This is a genomic window from Duganella sacchari (assembly GCF_900143065.1).
Taxonomy (GTDB): Bacteria; Pseudomonadota; Gammaproteobacteria; order Burkholderiales; family Burkholderiaceae_D; genus Rugamonas; species Rugamonas sacchari.
On sequence record NZ_FRCX01000015.1, the window covers coordinates 26,099 to 43,692 of the forward strand.

Consider the following 17,594-nt stretch of genomic DNA (forward strand, 5'->3'; position numbering starts at 1 on the left):
CTCACCACTGCCGGTATATCAGCACATGCTGGTCGTACTGTGCCTGGAAGGCCGGCATGAGGTTCTGGTAGAAAGCACGGTTGTTGTTCACATCGACCAGGTTCTGGAAGCGATATGGTGCGGGCGCCAGCGTTGTGCGGTTACCGCCAGCGTCATTCCAGAACGCTGGCCCGAGATTCCAGGCCACGAAATTATCGACATTCACACCATTGGCCAGTACGGTACCCGATGTGAAATACACTTTGGCGCGGAAGATGGGATTGGAATACATCAGCCAGAACTCATGGCCGGTATAGCTGATGCGTTGCATGCCCTCATACAGGTAGCCGATGACGGGATCCAGCGGGGCTGCCGGCGCACGCGATTGCAGGCAGTTTGATGCGTTTTCAAGATGCGCGTATTTGACGCAGACCAGGTTTTGCCCGACGAGCGTTGGTGTCAGATCCATTTTGATTTGCTGGGCCGCATACATGAGGATCGCTTCCCGCTCACCGTTACCGATCAATGTATAGCCGGTCGCCACGCGCGGCTCATTGCCGCCCTGGCCCATGGCGAAACGAAGAAAGTTAGCCCGGACGTTCGGATCTGCCGGGTACTGATACAGGTTGCTATCACCTTGTGCCGTGGGAAGGCCGCAACGTAACAGCACCGCAGCTCGCCGCAGTCGCTGCTCATCGTTCAAGCCGGCATTGTTGTTGGGGTCACCCGGCACAAAGTGGAACCAGGACAGCTCACCAGCAACCAGGCCCTGGTTGACACGCTGCTGAAGGCGCGGGGTGGTGGACAGCACAAACGTAAACCGCGTATCCACATTATTCAACACCAGTCCGCCACCATTGAAATTGAGGGGTAGCGGCACATTCAGACATTCGGCCGGAATATCGACGGTGCGCCTGGTGCGGTCAATCTCCACCGGTACAGCGCTTGCGGTGTGGGTCAGCAAAGATACAAGGGCGAGGGCAAGAAAGCCCTGAATTGAACGGCGCATGTTGGGGTCTCCCGGAAAAAAGTGGTCATCGGACGCCGGCGCAAAAACTGCATCCGGCACCGATCCAGATTACTGGCGGGGAGACTTCCGAACGTGACGCTTTCTGACCGTATCAGCGGCCCATGCGGTCGAGCAGGCAGTCCAGCGCTTGCTGGTACTGTACGTTCATCACTTGAATCTGCCGCGGTTCGCTGCGCGCCGACACCAGCGCCAGGCCGCTGCCATGGGCATGATCGATGACGATGTCGCGCCATAGTTCTGCGTCATCCGTCATCTGCGCCAGCAGCGCGGTCAGATGGTCGGTGATATGGCGCGTGACGCCAGCAAAGGAGACCGGCGTGGCGAAGATGGCGAGGGTCAGCTGCGGATGGCTGCCCACGGCATGATAGTAGCGGATCATCAGCGCGCGGACATCATCCCGTACCGGCGAACCGGCGGCGCGGACCGGCGCCGCCAGCACCTGCGCATACACGCGGTCCGACAGCGCGCGCAGCAGGCTGTCGTGATCGCCGACATGGCGATAGAGGCTCATCGCGGTCACGCCCAGCCGTTGGGCCAGTGCGCGCATGGTCAAGCCCTGGCCGCCACCGTCATCGAGCAGCGCCAGCGCCGCATCCAGAATGTCATCGCGCGATACGCCGCTGCCTTGCGCGGGCCGTCCACGCGGGCGCGTCACGGCGCAATCCGATACGTGGACTGTACCAGGCCGGACGCAAACGCACGGCTGGACACCAGCTGCAAACTGACGTCGTCTGCCAGCGCGCCAAACAGCGGACGCCCTGCGCCGATCAGCACCGGCATCGTGGACACCACCATGTCGCTGACCAGCCCTGCGCGCAGGAACGACTGCACCAGCTGGCCGCCGTCCAGATACACCCGCTGCACGCCCTGCCGCGCCAGCTCGTCCATCGCGGCCTTCGGCGTGAGGTCGGCAAAGCGCACCTTGCCCTGCAGGGCTGCCGGCACCGGCGTACCGGCCAGCTGCCTGGACAGCACCAGCACCGGCAGCGCATAGCCCCAGCTGTCGAAAGTCAGCACTTTTTCATAGCAGCCGCGCCCCATCACTATCATGTCCTTGTCGGCGATGAAGGCGTGGTAGCCGTGATCTTCGGTGGGGTCATCGCGTTGCAGCAGCCAGTCGATATCGCCGTCAGCGCGCGCGATGAAGCCATCCAGGCTGGTGGCAATGAAAACGTGAGCGGTGGTCATGTTGAAGTCCAATTAATATACAGTGTATATTATTGTACACCCAAGAACTGACGCAGCACCACGCCCCATTCATCCCAGCTGAAATATGCGCTGGGGTGGCGGATAAATAGCATGTCCAGCGGTCTGCCACCGAGATCCAGTACCATCCTGAGCGGCCGGCTCCGGCCTATCTCAGACAGTCGCTTGCGCTCGACAACGGTAACCCCGGCATCCAGGGCCAGCGCCTCTTTGAGTGCCGCCAGCTTCAGCGGGTCCAGTCCATAGACCACGCAACGCCGCGCTTCCAGCTGCCGGGCCAGCGACAGAAAGGTCTGCCATCCTTCGAGATAGTCCCGCTTGCCGGGCCGGTGCTTTGCGGACTTCATCATGCGCAGCACGAGGTTGTAATAGACCATCTGGCGCCAAATCGCCTCCCGCTCCGCCTTGTTCACCTCGTGCTTCAAATAAAACGCCTTGGCAAAGTTGCGCAGATATTTGCTGACGCAGGTCTCATGAATGCCGTGCACCAGTTGCCGCTCGCGCAAGCTGCACCTTGCTTCGATCTGTACGCGCTTTGCCGCAACGCCTTTGCTGTAATCATAGATGCTCTCACCCAGCACGATGGTGCGCTGGGCCGAAGTCCGGTATTCGCTGCCTACCCACGGCAGCCACCGCAGGTCACGGAAGCCAGCATCAAACTGCGTATCGAGATAACCGTTGTCCATACCTCAGTCTTTGAACTGCGGTGCGGACTTGCTCATGGCGGCCATCATCGCGGCTTGCAGGTCGGCCGACATCAGCATGGCGGCGTTCCAGGTGGCGACGTAGTTGAGGCCATCGGCGATCGAGTGGTCACGCGTGTAGGTAATCATCTCTTTGGCGCCGCGTATCGACAGCGGCGATTTGGCGGCGATGGTAGCAGCGATCTCGCGCACGCCTGCGCGCAAGGCTTCCGGCGATTCGAATACGCGGTTGACCAGGCGGATGTCCCTGGCTTCCGCAGCATCGACCTTGCGCGCGGTGTAGGCCAGTTCGCGCGTGATGCCTTCGCCGATCAGGCGCGGCAAGCGCTGCAGGGTGCCGACGTCGGCCACCATGCCGATATCAATTTCCTTGATGGTGAACCAGGCATCCGACGAGCAGTAGCGCATGTCGGCGCAGCAGATCAGATCAATGCCACCGCCCACGCAGGCGCCGTGCACGGCGGCCAGCACCGGCTTGCGGCAGCGTTCAAGGCTGGTCAGCGTGTCCTGCAAATCCAGAATCACGCGGCGCAGGTTTTCACGCGTGCGGCCATCGCAATCATCGCGCACCTGGGCGCCCACGCCCATCATCATTTGCAGGTCGATACCGGCGGTGAAGCCCTTGCCCTCGCCTTCCAGAATCGCCACGCGGATCTCCGGCGTTTCGTCGATGTACTGGAAGGCGCTGCTGATGTCGTGCCACATCGCCAGGTTCATCGCGTTCAGCTTTTCCGGGCGGTTCAGGCGCACGGTGGCGATATGGTCTTCTACACTGAGGGTCAAGGTTTCAAAGCTGGGCATCAAGGTCTCCTGTAAGTTATCGCCCAAGGATAACCCAGAAGCAGCGGCCGGCACAGCGTGACCGGCCGCCTTGACGCTTACTGCGGCAGGTAGGTCACGGTCAGCGTGTAGCTCGACGCTGCGTAGCCATTCAGCAGCACGTAGGCGTTGCCGTTGGCGGTGTACGACACCGTGCAGTTCTCGGTGGTGGTCGGACCATCGGACTTGCAATCGTAGCTGGTGGTGGTTGGCGTACCGGCCTTGCGCACGTACAGATCGGTGTCGCCGCTGCCGCTCAGCGCTGCCTTAAAGCTGCCATTGGCCGCCACCTTGTAGGGACCGTAGGCACGGGTCTGGCCTTTGGTCAGGCTACCGGTGACGGTTTCGGTACGTTCGGCTGGCGGCGTGACGCCGGGACCGTCGCTGCCCAGCTCCACCGCATAGGCCAGCGCCATGCGCGCGAATTTCAGCGCGTGGTCGGCCTGGTTGCCGGAGTTGGCGTAGGTGTCGTTGGCGGTGTGGATGTAGGGATCATCTTCGCCCATCGCCGCTTCAAACGGCATCGACGACCAGTAGCCGGCCGAGGTCCACGAGGCATGGTCGGAGCAGGCGTAACCGCACTTGTCGTAGCCGATTTTCAGCGTGGGTAGATAGGTCGTGATCAGGTTGGCGACAAAGGTGTTCTGCGCGTTGTCGGTGTAGTCGGTGTACAGGTAGATGTCGTTGACCGAGCCTTTGTAGTTGGTCATGTCCAGCTGCATGACGCCGACCACGTTGACGTTGTTGGTCTTGTGGTTCTGGGCGATGTCCTGCGAGCCGCGCAGCCCTACCTCCTCGGCCGAATAGCCGATCATCTTGATCGTGCGGCGCGGCTTGTAGCCGCTGGCCACCATCACGCGCAGCACCTCGGTCATACTGGCGATGCCGGATGCGTCATCGTCAGCGCCCGGTGCGCGCGTGGTTTCGCTGGTGCCGGACAGGTTGATCGAATCCAGGTGGCCGCCCAGCACCACCACTTCGTTCGGATTGTCGGTGCCGGTGATGGTCAGGATCACCGACTTCTGCGGCCAGCCGCTGTGGGTGTACTGGGTGACGGCGATGTCGCTGCGGCCCGCCGCCATGGTGGTCCAGCGCTGCTTGAGCCAGTTGGAGGCATTCACGCCATTGTTGGTGGTGTAGTAGCGGTTGGCATACGAGGACATATCGATGATGGTCTGGCCGATATTACTGGCCTGCATTTGCGCCAGCATGGGATTGACCACGCTCTGCTGGTCGATCACATACGACGGCCGCGCCGGCGCCAGCAGCGCGCTACGCTGTTTCGGCGCGCTCACGGCAGCGATGCCTTCCGCTTCGCTGGTATGGAACATGAAACCGCCGCAGCGGCGCAGGTTACGGTGCACGGCGGCCGACAGCGCCAGCATCTGCTGTTCGTCAACCTCGACCAGGTGCAGCCGCTCCTGGCCCGCCACCAGCGCCTGCGGTGCGGCCAGGGTGGCGCGGCTCTCGCGCGACAGCGCCTGTGGCGCCACCTTTTGCAATTCGGCGTATGCGGCGTCGCCAACGCTGATCCAGACCTTGTTGGACTGGGTTTGCGCGGCAGCCGAAGCGCCGGCCAGCAAGCCAGCGATCAGCACAGCAATGATACGTGGGGTCATGTCCGTCTCCGTGTTGTTAAAAATTTATCGGGACTGGAAACGGTATGCTTTTGAGGGAAATGAGTCAAAAATCTTGCAAAATTCGACAATCCGGCCTGAAATGTCCAGTGTTTAACAAGTGCCCAAGTGGGCATGGCCTGCCGTGTCATCTATAATGGCTGTTTTCGCACACGCGTTCATCAAATATACCCATCAAATCATGGAATTAGCCAAGTCTTTCGAGCCTGCCGACATTGAACAGTTCTGGCGTACGGAGTGGGAACAGCGCGGTTACTACACCGCCACCCTCGACGCCGGCAAACCTTCTTTCAGCATCCAGCTGCCGCCGCCGAACGTCACCGGCACCCTGCACATGGGCCATGCCTTCAACCAGACCATCATGGATGGCCTGACCCGCTACCACCGCATGCTGGGCCATAACACCGCCTGGATTCCTGGTACCGACCACGCCGGCATCGCCACCCAGATCGTGGTGGAGCGCCAGCTGGACGCGCAGAAAATCTCGCGCCATGACCTGGGCCGCGAAAAATTCATTGAAAAAGTCTGGGAGTGGAAAGAGAAATCCGGCTCCACCATCACCGGCCAGATGCGCCGCCTGGGCGCCTCGCCAGACTGGCAGCGCGAATACTTCACCATGGATGCCGAGCGCTCCAAATCGGTGACCGAAGTGTTCGTGCGCCTGCACGAGCAAGGCCTGATCTACCGCGGCAAGCGCCTGGTCAACTGGGACCCGGTGCTGGGCACCGCCGTCTCCGACCTGGAAGTGGTGTCGGAAGAAGAAGATGGCTCGATGTGGTACATCCAGTACCCGCTGGCCGATGGCAGCGGCCACCTGACCGTCGCTACCACCCGTCCGGAAACCATGCTGGGCGACGTCGCCGTGGCGGTGGACCCGACGGATGAACGCTATCAGCCGCTGGTCGGCAAGATGCTCAAGCTGCCGCTGGTCGGCCGCGAAATCCCGATCATCGCCGACGAATATGTCGACAAAGCCTTCGGCACCGGCTGCGTGAAGATCACGCCTGCGCACGACTTCAACGACTACGCCGTCGGCCAGCGCCACAACCTGGACATGCCGTCGATCCTGACGCTGCAAGCCAAGATCGTTGACGATGCACCGGAAGCCTACCGTGGCCTGGACCGCTTTGAAGCGCGCAAGAAAATCGTCGCCGACCTGGAAGCGCAAGGCCTGCTGGAACAGGTCAAGCCGCACAAGCTGATGGTGCCGCGCGGCGACCGTACCGGCGTCGTCATCGAGCCGATGCTGACTGACCAGTGGTTTGTCGCCATGAGCAAGCCAGCACCGGAAGGCACTTTCTTCCCTGGCAAATCGATCGCTGAAACGGCGCTGGAAAAAGTCGCGTCGGGCGAAATCAAATTCGTGCCGGAGAACTGGACCACCACCTACAACCAGTGGCTGAACAACATCCAGGACTGGTGCATCTCGCGCCAGCTGTGGTGGGGCCATCAGATCCCGGCATGGTACGACGACGCCGGCAATATCTTCGTCGCCCGCACTGAAGAAGAAGCCCTGGCGCAAGCTGCCGCCAAAGGCATCACCGCGCCGCTGCGCCGCGACAACGACGTGCTGGATACCTGGTTCTCGTCCGCGCTGGTGCCGTTCTCCACGCTGGGCTGGCCGGAAGAAACGCCTGACATCAAAGCCTTCCTGCCATCGTCGGTACTGGTGACCGGCTTTGACATCATTTTCTTCTGGGTCGCGCGCATGGTCATGATGACCGCGCACTTCACCGGCAAGGTGCCGTTCAACACCGTGTACGTGCACGGCCTGGTGCGCGACTCGCAAGGCCAGAAGATGTCCAAGTCCAAGGGCAACACGCTGGATCCGATTGACCTGATCGACGGTATCGGCATCGACGCGCTGGTGGAAAAACGCACCACCGGCCTGATGAACCCGAAAGCCGCCGAGAAGATCGCCAAGGCTACCCGCAAGGAGTTCCCGGAAGGGATCGCTGCCTACGGCACTGACGCCGTGCGCTTCACCATGGCGTCCTACGCCTCGCTGGGCCGCAACATCAACTTCGACCTGGGCCGCTGCGAAGGCTACCGCAACTTCTGCAACAAGATGTGGAACGCCACCCGCTTCGTGATGATGAACACTGAAGGCAAGGACTGCTCGGCCAATGAAGCCGACCTGTCGAACGCCGACAAGTGGATCATCTCGCTGCTGCAGAAGGCCGAGCTGGAAATTGCCAAAGGCTTCGAAGACTACCGCTTCGACAACATCGCTTCGGCCATCTACAAGTTTGTATGGGACGAGTACTGCGACTGGTATCTGGAAGTGGCCAAGGTGCAGGTGCAGAACGGCACCGAAGGCCAGCAGCGCGCCACCCGCCACACCCTGCTGCGCGTGCTGGAAGTGGTGCTGCGCCTGGCGCATCCGGTGATTCCGTTCGTGACCGAAGCGCTGTGGCAAGCCATCGCGCCGCTGGCTGGCAAGACTGGTGATTCGATCATGCTGCAACCGTACCCGATCGCCAACACCGCCAACATCGACGAATCGGCCGAAGCGTGGATGCAGCAGCTCAAGGCACTGACCGATGCAACGCGTAACCTGCGCGGCGAAATGCAGCTGGCGCCGTCGCTGCGCGTGCCGCTGATCGTCGAACCGGGCAATGCCGCCGAGAAGGCCGCGATGGAAGGCTTTGCACCGTACGTGCAGTCGCTGTCCAAGCTGTCGGAAGTGCAGATCCTGGACGTGCTGCCGGATTCGCCAGCCGCTGTCGCCATCGTCGGCACCACCAAGCTGATGCTGAAAGTGGAAATCGACGTCAAGGCCGAGCGTGAGCGCCTGAGCAAGGAGATCGCCCGTCTGGAAGGCGAGATCAACAAGGCCAACGGCAAGCTGTCGAACGAAAGCTTCGTGGCGCGTGCGCCGGCGGAAGTGGTCGCACAGGAGAAAGAACGCGTCGCCAACTTCTCGGCCACGCTGGACAAGATGCGCGAGCAGATCGCCAAGCTGCCAGCGGCTTAACCCCGCACAGCCAGGTGGGGTCTGACCCTTCGGGTCAGACCCCTAAGTGGTACGGCAAGCGTATCGCTTAAGTTGCGGGTTCAGGCCAGCAGTTCTGCATAACGGGCAATATCAACATTGCCGCCGCTGATGATAATGCCCACGCGCTTGCCTTGCAGCTGCTCCTTGATCGAACGTGCTGCCGCCAGGCCCAGACACCCCGTCGGCTCCACCACCATCTTCATGCGCTCGGCAAAGAAACGCATTTCGGCGCGCAGCTGCTCGTCGGTTGCGGTCAGGATGTCGTTCACATCACGCTGAATAATCGGGAAAGTCAGGTTGCCCAGGTGCTGGGTCTGCGCACCGTCCGCAATCGTCTTCGGCGTCTCGATGTGCACGATGCTGCCGCTGCGGAAGGACTGCTGGCCATCGTTGCCCGCTGCCGGCTCCACGCCATACACCGTGGCCGTCGGCGACAATGCGCGCGTGGACAGCGCGGTGCCGCTCAGCAGGCCGCCGCCGCCCAGTGGTGCGAATACATAGTCCAGGCGCCCCACCTCTTCAAACAGCTCCTTGGCCGCTGTGCCCTGCCCTGCAATCACGTCCGCATGGTCGTAAGGCGGAATCAAGGTCAGGCCATGCCTGGCTGCCAGGTCACGGCCGATCTGCTCGCGGTCTTCCTTGTAACGGTCATAGATCACCACCTGCGCCCCATAGCCGCGCGTTGCGGCGACCTTGGCCGCTGGCGCATCATGCGGCATCACGATGGTGGCTGGGATGCCCAGCAATTTAGCCGACAGCGCAACCGCCTGCGCGTGATTACCCGACGAAAAAGCCACCACGCCCGCCTTGCGCTGCTCCGGTGTGAACTTGGCCAGCGAGTTATAGCCGCCACGGAATTTGAACGCGCCCATGCGCTGGAAGTTCTCGCACTTGAAGAACACTTCCGCGCCCAGTTCGGCATTGGCGGTTGACGAGGTCAGCACCGGGGTGCGATGCGCCACGCCAGCGATACGCTCGGAGGCGGCAACGATATCTTCATAGGTTGGGAGTTTCAGTTCACTCATGATGGATTCCTGTAGTGGATTTAGCGCGCGTCGTTGTAGACGGTGGCGCGGGAGACGTTGAGATAGGCGGCGACGATGTCCATGGCCCGGCGCACATCGCTGAGACCAGCGTCCTTGAGTTCGCGCATCAGGGCTTTGCGTTCGTCGGCTTTCAGCGCGCGTGGCGTAGTGCCAAGTCGCGCGGCAAATTGATCGATGCGCAGGCGGATCGCATCCGCACCGGCGGGCGCCATGGTTTCGCTGACGGCCGCCGCCGTGTCCACGCTGCCAAACTGCATCAGCATGGTGTTCAGGCTGCGGAACACGGTCAGGTCCACGTTCATGCACAGCGCGGCCACATACTGGCCCTTGCTGTCCTTGATGCCGATGGAGGTACTCTTCGCCAGACGGCCATCAGGAAAAGTATTGGGATAGTTGGCGATGACCTGCTCAAACTCCGGGTCAGCCGCACGCGCCAGCCCCAGCTCCGTGGCGGGCGCGCCGACGCTGCGGCCTGACAGGTTGTTATGGATGGCCAGGATGGCCTGCTCCGGCTGGGTCAGGTCATGCAGCACGACCTCGCAGAACGGCGCCAGCGTCTTGCCCAGCCCTTCCGCCACCTGCTGCAACTGGTCCAGCAGATTCTGGTGTTCAGATGTTTTTTTCATCTAAACATATTATCTCATTTTAGACTTTTCGTGTAATTTGACGCCAGCCTCTAATTTCGCAGGCCAAGGCATTCGTATAATCGCCAGACAACGATAACTTTGGAGACACATATGAAATTCCTGGCATTCATCGCCGCAGCAACCCTGGCCATGTCCCCGGCCTTCGCCCAGAGCAATTCGCCAGCGGGCCTGTGGAAGAACATCGACGACGAGACCGGCAAGCCAAAAGCGCTGATCCGCATTACCGAAAGCAATGGCGTGCTGACCGGCCAGATTGAAAAGCTGTTCCGCGAAGCCAACGAAGAACAGAATCCCAAGTGCGAGAAATGCGACGGCGCCCGCAAGGACCAGCCTATCGTGGGCATGACCATCCTGTCCAACCTGAAAAAAGACGGCGATGAATACGCCGGCGGCGAAATCCTCGACCCGAACAACGGCAAGACTTACAAGAGCAAGCTGCACCTGACCGACGGCGGCAAAAAACTCAGCGTGCGTGGCTACATCGGCGTCCCGATGCTGGGCCGCTCGCAAACCTGGGTACGCCAGGAATAAGTTCTTTTCGTCAATAAATTGACTATTTGGAATTCACATTGGATAATTAATTATTAATTAATCAATGTGAATTCAGATGAAGAAAATCTTGACGGTTGCGCTAGTCGGCTTAGCGTTTAGCAATGCCTCGCATGCAGCGATCTACAGCTTTGAATACACCGCGCGCGTCAGTAAAGTCGAAGAGGAAACCCGCCTCAACACCATGCGTACCTCGGTCAACTCCAGCAGCGTTGCAGGTGGCACCATCTCGGTAGGCGACAGGATCACCGGTGTCATCAGTTATGATTCCAACGCCCCCATCTCCACGCGCCATGTCAACGGCTCCGCAGTATCTATTTCCTATGGCTACCTGGACAGCCTGGAGTTGAGCGTCAACTTTGCGGCTGCAGGCATTCATTTCGAACCAAACAGCTACAAATGGGGCTACACCTTCTACGGCCATACCAATCCCGCGCTGACCAACTCATTCAGCGCAGGCACTTACCGCTATAATTTTATTCCCGGCGGCAGCATGACGCAGGAAACAGCGTCATTCCAGTTTGGCGACAGCACTGGCACCAGGATTGGCGACGCCCTGCCTGGCGCAGAAGCGGCTGGATTCGACAGTAACTGGCTGCGCTATCAACTGCTCAACAACGGCAATGCGGAAGGGGTATATGTCACCGCCGACTTCACCGACATGAAATTTACTCAAGCCGTGCCTGAACCGGAGTCCTACGCCATGCTGCTGGTCGGCTTGGCCGCGATCGGCTGGCGCCGCCGCAAGACAATCAACGCCTGATCGTCACGACCGCCAGAACCGATTGTCACGGCCGGACACTCAGTGTTACGATTCGGCCAAATGAAAATAATTCTCAATTCCATCGGAATTCTGGCGGTGATCCTGGGTGTGCTCGGCATCTTCCTGCCACTGCTGCCGACCACGCCATTTTTGCTGCTCGCCTCGGCGTGTTTCGCGCGCGCCTCGCCGCGCCTGCACAACTGGCTGCAAACCAACCACGTGTTCGGCAAATATCTGCGCGACTATGAAAACGGTCACGGCATTCCCTTGCGCGGCAAGATCTGGATCCTGATTTTTATGTGGGGTTCAATGAGCTATTCGATCTGGCGCACGGATCACTTGTGGGTGCGCCTGCTGATCGTGCTGACCGGCACCTGCGTGACGATCTACCTGACCCGCTTTGTGCCTACGATGCGCGTGAAGAAGTAAGCTTCTGTTTTGCCAGATGACGGTCCAGGCTGTTGGCAAAGTTCTGGCGGTCTGATTGGCTGAAAGCCGCCGGGCCGCCGGTATCCACACCGCTGCCACGCAGCTCGTCCATGAAGGCGCGCATGGTCAGCATCTGGGCGATATTATCGTTGGTGTAGAACTCGCCACGCGGATTGAGCGCAGAGCCGCCCTTCTTGAGCACATCTGACGCCAGCGGGATATCGCCAGTGATGACCAGGTCGCCCGGCGCCAGCAGCCGCACAATTTCCTGATCCGCCACATCCGCGCCGGACGGCACTTGCACTGAACGGATAAAGCGCGATGGCGGCACGCGCAGCAACTGGTTGGCGACCAGCGTGACCTGCATCTGCACACGGTCGGCGACGCGGTAGAGGATTTCCTTGATGACGGCTGGACAGGCGTCTGCATCGACCCAGATCTGCATCACATATCCCACAGTTCGCCGGTGGGATTGGTGCGCGGCGGATTGACGCCGAAGTGCTTGTACGCAGCGGCCGTGGCCACGCGGCCGCGCGGCGTGCGTTGCAGATAGCCTTGCTGGATCAGGTAGGGTTCCAGCACGTCCTCTATCGTATCGGCTGCTTCGCCAATCGCTGCCGCCAGATTGCCGATGCCGACCGGACCGCCACCGAATTTGTACAGCACCGCTTCGAGCAGCTTGCGGTCCATGACGTCGAAGCCCACCGTGTCCACATCCAGCATCACCAGCGCAGCGTCGGCTACGGCCTTGGTGATCTCGCCATTGCTCTTCACCTCGGCGTAGTCGCGCACGCGGCGCAGCAGGCGATTGGCGATACGCGGCGTGCCACGCGCACGGCGGGCGATTTCGCGCGCGCCCTCTTCGTCCATGTGCGCCTTCAGCAGCGCGGCGCTGCGGATGACGATCTTGGTCAGCTCTTCGGTGGTATAGAACTCCAGGCGCGCGACGATGCCGAAACGGTCGCGCAGCGGATTGGTCAGCATGCCGGCGCGCGTGGTGGCGCCCACCAGCGTGAACGGCTGCAAGTCCAGCTTGACCGAACGCGCCGCCGGGCCTTCGCCGATCATGATGTCGATCTGGTAGTCTTCCAGCGCGGGATACAGGATTTCTTCCACCACGGGCGACAGCCGGTGGATCTCGTCAATGAACAGGACGTCGTTGGCTTCCAGATTGGTCAGGATCGCCGCCAGGTCGCCCGGACGCTCCAGCACCGGGCCGGACGTCTGGCGCATGTTCACGCCCATCTCACGCGCAATGATGTTGGCCAGCGTGGTTTTACCGAGGCCAGGCGGACCGAACAGCAGCGTATGATCCAGCGCTTCCTTGCGCTTGCGTGCAGCAGAAATGAAGATCTCCAGCTGATCGCGGATCTTGGCCTGCCCGACATACTCATCGAGATGCTTGGGGCGCAGCGCGCGTTCGATCGCCTCTTCGTTGGGCGAGGAAGGGGCGGCGTCAATAATGCGCTGCTCGGTAAAAGTGTCGGTCTGAATGCTCATGCCGCCATTTTACCCTGCCTGGCCCTGGATTACCCTTTGGACAGGGCCTTGAGCGCCTGTTTGATGCCGTCCGAAACGCTGGCGCCGGCCGGGACGGTTTTTAAGGCCAGCAAGGCTTCCTTGTCGGAGTAGCCCAGCGCCAGCAGCGCGTTGAGAATGTCGGATTGCGAATCCGGCGCGGCATGCACGCCGCCCGCGCCGATGTCCGCGCCCAGCTTGCCTTTGAGTTCCAGCAGCAGGCGTTCAGCCGTCTTCTTGCCGATGCCGGGAACCTTGACCAGGCGCCCCGCTTCCTGCAGCGTCACGGCCTGCGCCAGGTCGGCAATCGACATGCCCGACAAGATCGACAACGCGGTACGGGCGCCAACCCCGGTAATCTTGATCAGCTGACGGAACACAGCGCGTTCTTCGGCATGGCCAAAGCCGAACAGCAGATGCGCGTCTTCACGGATGGCCTGGTGCGTGAATAGCACCACCTTCTCGCCCACGCCGGGCAGGTTGTAGAAGGTGCTCATGGAAACATCGACTTCGTAGCCGACGCCGCCCACATCGACCAGCAGTTGAGGAGGATTTTTTTCCAGCAGAATGCCGGAGAGACGTCCGATCATGTTTTACCTTTAAATGTTAGCCAACCAGCCGGCCACGGCGCAGACGCAAGCCGGCCAGTGGGCCGTTGGCCATGGCATTGGTGCCGCCGGCAATCAGCGTCAGTGTTTCGCGGCTGTGGGCGTGGCAGATGGCGATGCCAAGTGCGTCGGCCGCGTCCGTGCCCGGCATGCCCGGCATCGACAGCAAACGAACCACCATTTCCTGCATCTGCGCTTTCACCGCACGGCCCGTGCCGACGATGGCTTTTTTGATTTGGGTGGGCGAATACTCGGCCACGCTCAGGTCGGCCGACACCAGCGCGCAGATCGCCGCGCCGCGCGCCTGGCCCAGCAGCAGCGTCGATTGCGGATTGACGTTGACGAACACTTGTTCGATGGCCGCGCAGTCCGGGCCGTAGGTGCGCGCGACTTCGCCCACGCCGTCCAGTATCACCTTGAGCCGTGTCGGCAGGTCGCCCTCGCCGCTCTTGATGGTGCCGGAGGCGATGTAGCGCAGCTTGCTACCGTGCTTTTGTATGACGCCAAAGCCGGTGGTGCGCAAGCCGGGGTCGATGCCGAGAATAATCATTCAACGATTGTATGCAGTAAAGAAAAAGCCCGCAAGCTTGCGGGCTTTCTATTGGGCTAAACGGCGGGGATTAGTGGCGGAAGTGGCGGGTACCGGTGTACACCATGACCACGCCGCGCTCGTCCGCTGCGTCGATGACTTCCTGGTCGCGCATCGAACCGCCCGGGTGGATCACGCAGGTCGCGCCCGCATCCACCACCACGTCCAGACCGTCGCGGAACGGGAAGAAGGCATCCGACGCCACCACCGAGTTCGCCAGCGACAGCCCGGCATTTTGCGCCTTGATCGACGCGATACGGGCCGAGTCGATACGGCTCATCTGGCCAGCGCCCACGCCCAGAGTCATGTTGTTACCGCAGAAGACGATGGCGTTCGACTTGACGTATTTCGCCACGCGCCAGGCGAACATCATGTCCTGCAGTTCCTGCTGGGTCGGTTGTTTTTTGCTCACCACGCGGACGTCGGCCAGCATGACATTCTTGGCATCGGCCGACTGCACCAGCAGGCCGCCGCCCACGCGCTTGAAGTCCATCGCGTTGACGCCATCGCCGAGCGGGATTTCCAGCAGGCGCACGTTCTGCTTGGCCGACAGGATCTGCTTGGCTTCGGCCGTGAACGACGGCGCGATCAGCACTTCCACGAACAGCTTGGCCAGCTCGGTGGCCGCCGCCGCATCCACTTCCACGTTGAAGGCGATGATGCCGCCGAACGCCGAGGTCGGATCGGTTTGCAGCGCGCGCTTGTAGGCGTCGGCAGCGTTGGCGCCGAGTGCCACGCCGCATGGGTTAGCGTGCTTGACGATCACGCAGGCAGCCGACTGGTCGAAGCCGCCCATGCTCTTCACGCATTCCCACGCCGCATCGGCGTCAGCGATGTTGTTGAACGACAGTTCCTTGCCCTGCAGCTGCTTGTAGTTGGCCAGCGCGCCAGGCGTGGTCGCCACGTCGCGGTAGAACGCGGCCGACTGGTGCGGGTTTTCGCCGTAGCGCATGTCCTGCACTTTTTCAAATGCCACGTTCAGCTTGGCTGGATAGGCGCTGCGGCTGCCGTGGGCGCGCGTGGCGTCCAGGCTGGTCAGGTAGTTGGCGATGGCGCCGTCGTACTGCGCGGTGTGCGAGTAGACCTTGGTGGCCAGCATGAAGCGGGTGTCGTAGCTGACATAGCCTGGGGCGTTGTCGGTGGTCTTCATTTCCGCCAGCACCACGCCGTAGTCGGCCGGGTCGCAGATCACCACCACGTCCTTGTGGTTCTTGGCCGCGGAACGCAGCATGGCCGGGCCGCCGATGTCGATGTTTTCGATGGCGTCGTCCAGCGTGCAGGTGTCTTTGGCCACTGTGGCCTGGAAGGGATACAAATTGACCACCACCATGTCGATGGTCGGAATGCTGTGCTCTTCCAGCTTAGCCACATGCTCAGGGAAGTCGCGGCGGGCCAGGATGCCGCCGTGGACTTTCGGATGCAGCGTTTTCACGCGGCCATCCAGCATCTCCGGGAAGCCGGTGTAATCGGCAACTTCGGTGACCGGCACGCCGTTGTCGGCCAGCAGTTTGGCGGTGCCGCCAGTCGACAGGATATTGACGCCCATGGCGGACAGCGCGCGCGCGAAGTCCAGCACACCGGTTTTGTCGGATACGGAGATGAGAGCTTGTTTAATCATGGCGATGAATGACTAGATGGAGGTGGTTAAATAATTCGGGCGGTCCGGCATTGCGGCCGTCCCCAGCCACTTCATGCCGGATAGATCGGGCGCTATTACAGCAGGCCGTGCTCTTGTAATTTCTTGCGCAGGGTATTGCGGTTGATGCCCAGCATCTGCGCCGCGTGCGACTGGTTGCCGTCGGCGCGGGTCATGACCACTTCCAGTATCGGTTTCTCAACGGTCAGCACAACCATGTCATAGATGTTCGAGGCCTGTTGCTCGCCCAGGTCGGCGAAGTATTCTTCGAGACTTTTCTGGACTACTTCCTGGATACTTTCTTTGCTCATTTTCTTATCGTTCGGCTAATTAATCTGTTGACGCTGGCAAATCATTCCATTGGAAACGTTTGCCCTTCTGATGATATGACTTTTTTAGTAATTATTTCGACCGCTTATGCAGCCTGCAAATCTTCAGCGAGGCGGTATTGTAACCGCTCGCCGTACCGCCACTGCGATTCGAAGAATTGGTCTACAGCAAGTAGTTGTTCTTCGACGGACTCCAGCAGGTTCATTTTCTGCCGGAACGCCTCACCGCCTTCGAGTTCGCGCACATACCAGCCGATATGCTTGCGGGCAGTGCGTACGCCCAGGTAATCGCCATAAAACGCGTGGTGGGCGCGCAGGTGCTCATCCATGAGCGCGCGCACTTCGTCCACGTAGGGCGCCGGCAAATGCTTGCCGGTGCGCAGGTAATGGTCGATCTCGCGGAAAATCCATGGCCGGCCTTGCGCGGCACGGCCCACCATGACCGCATCGGCGCCCGTGTAATCCAGCACAAAGCGGGCTTTCTCGGGCGTGGTGATGTCGCCATTGGCCACCACCGGGATGGACACCGATTGCTTCACGGCGGCAATGGTGTCGTACTCGGCGTCACCCTTGTAACCGTCAGCGCGGGTGCGGCCATGCAAGGTCAGCATGGCGATACCGGCGTCTTCGGCGATCCGCGCGATCTTCAGCGCATTCTTGTTCTCACGGTCCCAGCCGGTGCGGAATTTCAGCGTGACGGGCACATCCACTGCGCCCACCACCGCATCGACGATGCGCTTGACCAGTTCTTCGTCCTGCAGCAGGGCCGAACCGCACCAGGCGTTGCACACCTTTTTGACGGGACAGCCCATGTTGATGTCGATGATCTGGGCGCCGCGCTCGACGTTGAAACGGGCGCAATCGGCCAGGTCTTTCGGGTCGGCGCCGGCGATCTGCACGGCCTTCGGCTCCATCTCGCCCGTATGATCGGTACGGCGCGAACTCTTTTCCGTGGCCCACAAACGCGGGTTGGAGGCTGCCATTTCGGAAACTGCATACCCTGCGCCCAGCTCTTTGCACAACTGGCGGAAAGGACGATCCGTGACCCCGGCCATCGGGGCGACGAAAACGTTGTTACGCAGTAAATGAGGGCCGATTTGCACTGGC

At 61.0% G+C, this 17,594-nt stretch carries 19 protein-coding genes; 4 read left to right on the top strand and 15 right to left on the bottom strand.

The window, feature by feature from the left end:
- Nucleotide 1: 1 nt before the first annotated feature.
- The 6 genes from BUA36_RS25735 to BUA36_RS25760 form a co-directional block, all read right to left on the bottom strand.
- Nucleotides 2–988: a hypothetical protein gene (locus tag BUA36_RS25735; RefSeq protein WP_139260692.1), complete on the bottom strand. Its 987-nt coding sequence runs from the start codon at nucleotides 986–988 to the stop codon at nucleotides 2–4.
- A gap of 112 nt (nucleotides 989–1,100) precedes the next feature.
- Nucleotides 1,101–1,664: a TetR/AcrR family transcriptional regulator gene (locus tag BUA36_RS25740; RefSeq protein ID WP_072788955.1), complete on the bottom strand. Its 564-nt coding sequence runs from the start codon at nucleotides 1,662–1,664 to the stop codon at nucleotides 1,101–1,103.
- The gene (locus BUA36_RS25745) at nucleotides 1,661–2,197 is read right to left on the bottom strand and encodes a dihydrofolate reductase family protein (protein ID WP_072788957.1); all 537 of its coding nucleotides are present in this window, start codon (nucleotides 2,195–2,197) and stop codon (nucleotides 1,661–1,663) included. Before BUA36_RS25745 ends, BUA36_RS25740 begins: the two co-directional genes overlap by 4 nt.
- Before the next feature lie 29 nt (nucleotides 2,198–2,226).
- Entirely contained in the window at nucleotides 2,227–2,901 is a 675-nt protein-coding gene (locus tag BUA36_RS25750) for a hypothetical protein (protein WP_072788959.1), read from the bottom strand.
- Between the two features lie 3 nt (nucleotides 2,902–2,904).
- On the bottom strand, nucleotides 2,905–3,720 hold the full coding sequence (locus BUA36_RS25755) for a crotonase/enoyl-CoA hydratase family protein (RefSeq protein ID WP_072788961.1): 816 nt from the start codon (nucleotides 3,718–3,720) through the stop codon (nucleotides 2,905–2,907).
- Between the two features lie 77 nt (nucleotides 3,721–3,797).
- A complete protein-coding gene (locus BUA36_RS25760; RefSeq protein WP_072788963.1) occupies nucleotides 3,798–5,357 on the bottom strand; it encodes a M28 family metallopeptidase in 1,560 nt (519 codons plus the stop codon).
- Between the two features lie 199 nt (nucleotides 5,358–5,556).
- Here BUA36_RS25760 and BUA36_RS25765 point away from each other — a divergent pair, with 199 nt between their 5' ends.
- The gene (locus BUA36_RS25765; protein WP_072789230.1) at nucleotides 5,557–8,352 is read left to right on the top strand and encodes a valine--tRNA ligase; all 2,796 of its coding nucleotides are present in this window, start codon (nucleotides 5,557–5,559) and stop codon (nucleotides 8,350–8,352) included.
- An 80-nt stretch (nucleotides 8,353–8,432) separates the two neighbouring features.
- On the opposite strand, the gene BUA36_RS25770 is transcribed toward BUA36_RS25765, so the two are convergent.
- Nucleotides 8,433–9,398: a threo-3-hydroxy-L-aspartate ammonia-lyase gene (locus BUA36_RS25770; protein WP_072788965.1), complete on the bottom strand. Its 966-nt coding sequence runs from the start codon at nucleotides 9,396–9,398 to the stop codon at nucleotides 8,433–8,435.
- Between the two features lie 20 nt (nucleotides 9,399–9,418).
- Nucleotides 9,419–10,045 carry a helix-turn-helix transcriptional regulator gene (locus tag BUA36_RS25775; protein WP_072788967.1) on the bottom strand — a complete coding sequence of 209 codons (627 nt, stop codon included), beginning with the start codon at nucleotides 10,043–10,045 and terminating at the stop codon, nucleotides 9,419–9,421.
- A gap of 111 nt (nucleotides 10,046–10,156) precedes the next feature.
- Here BUA36_RS25775 and BUA36_RS25780 point away from each other — a divergent pair, with 111 nt between their 5' ends.
- From BUA36_RS25780 to BUA36_RS25790, 3 genes are all read left to right on the top strand, one after another.
- Nucleotides 10,157–10,597 (top strand): DUF2147 domain-containing protein, encoded by a 441-nt coding sequence (locus BUA36_RS25780; RefSeq protein ID WP_072788969.1) that lies wholly within the window; start codon nucleotides 10,157–10,159, stop codon nucleotides 10,595–10,597.
- Nucleotides 10,598–10,673: 76 nt separating this feature from the next.
- On the top strand, nucleotides 10,674–11,378 hold the full coding sequence (locus tag BUA36_RS25785) for a PEP-CTERM sorting domain-containing protein (RefSeq protein WP_072788971.1): 705 nt from the start codon (nucleotides 10,674–10,676) through the stop codon (nucleotides 11,376–11,378).
- A 60-nt stretch (nucleotides 11,379–11,438) separates the two neighbouring features.
- A complete protein-coding gene (locus BUA36_RS25790; protein ID WP_072788973.1) occupies nucleotides 11,439–11,807 on the top strand; it encodes a YbaN family protein in 369 nt (122 codons plus the stop codon).
- Here the strand turns inward: BUA36_RS25790 and BUA36_RS25795 are convergent.
- The 7 genes from BUA36_RS25795 to dusB form a co-directional block, all read right to left on the bottom strand.
- Nucleotides 11,785–12,252, bottom strand: coding sequence for a YaiI/YqxD family protein (locus BUA36_RS25795; protein WP_072788975.1), 468 nt, complete (start codon nucleotides 12,250–12,252; stop codon nucleotides 11,785–11,787). The genes BUA36_RS25790 and BUA36_RS25795 overlap by 23 nt on opposite strands.
- Complete coding sequence (ruvB, locus tag BUA36_RS25800; RefSeq protein ID WP_072788978.1) at nucleotides 12,252–13,307, bottom strand: Holliday junction branch migration DNA helicase RuvB; 1,056 nt, start codon at nucleotides 13,305–13,307, stop codon at nucleotides 12,252–12,254. The genes BUA36_RS25795 and ruvB overlap by 1 nt, the downstream gene beginning before the upstream one ends.
- A gap of 29 nt (nucleotides 13,308–13,336) precedes the next feature.
- Entirely contained in the window at nucleotides 13,337–13,915 is a 579-nt protein-coding gene (ruvA, locus tag BUA36_RS25805; protein ID WP_072788980.1) for a Holliday junction branch migration protein RuvA, read from the bottom strand.
- Nucleotides 13,916–13,931: 16 nt separating this feature from the next.
- The gene (gene ruvC / locus BUA36_RS25810; RefSeq protein WP_072788982.1) at nucleotides 13,932–14,483 is read right to left on the bottom strand and encodes a crossover junction endodeoxyribonuclease RuvC; all 552 of its coding nucleotides are present in this window, start codon (nucleotides 14,481–14,483) and stop codon (nucleotides 13,932–13,934) included.
- Nucleotides 14,484–14,553: 70 nt separating this feature from the next.
- Nucleotides 14,554–16,140 carry a bifunctional phosphoribosylaminoimidazolecarboxamide formyltransferase/IMP cyclohydrolase gene (purH, locus tag BUA36_RS25815; protein ID WP_072788984.1) on the bottom strand — a complete coding sequence of 529 codons (1,587 nt, stop codon included), beginning with the start codon at nucleotides 16,138–16,140 and terminating at the stop codon, nucleotides 14,554–14,556.
- Between the two features lie 95 nt (nucleotides 16,141–16,235).
- Nucleotides 16,236–16,469, bottom strand: a complete 234-nt coding sequence (locus tag BUA36_RS25820) for a helix-turn-helix domain-containing protein (RefSeq protein WP_072788986.1) — start codon at nucleotides 16,467–16,469, stop codon at nucleotides 16,236–16,238.
- Nucleotides 16,470–16,573: 104 nt separating this feature from the next.
- Nucleotides 16,574–17,590: a tRNA dihydrouridine synthase DusB gene (gene dusB, locus BUA36_RS25825; protein ID WP_072789233.1), complete on the bottom strand. Its 1,017-nt coding sequence runs from the start codon at nucleotides 17,588–17,590 to the stop codon at nucleotides 16,574–16,576.
- Between the last annotated feature and the right edge of the window lie 4 nt (nucleotides 17,591–17,594).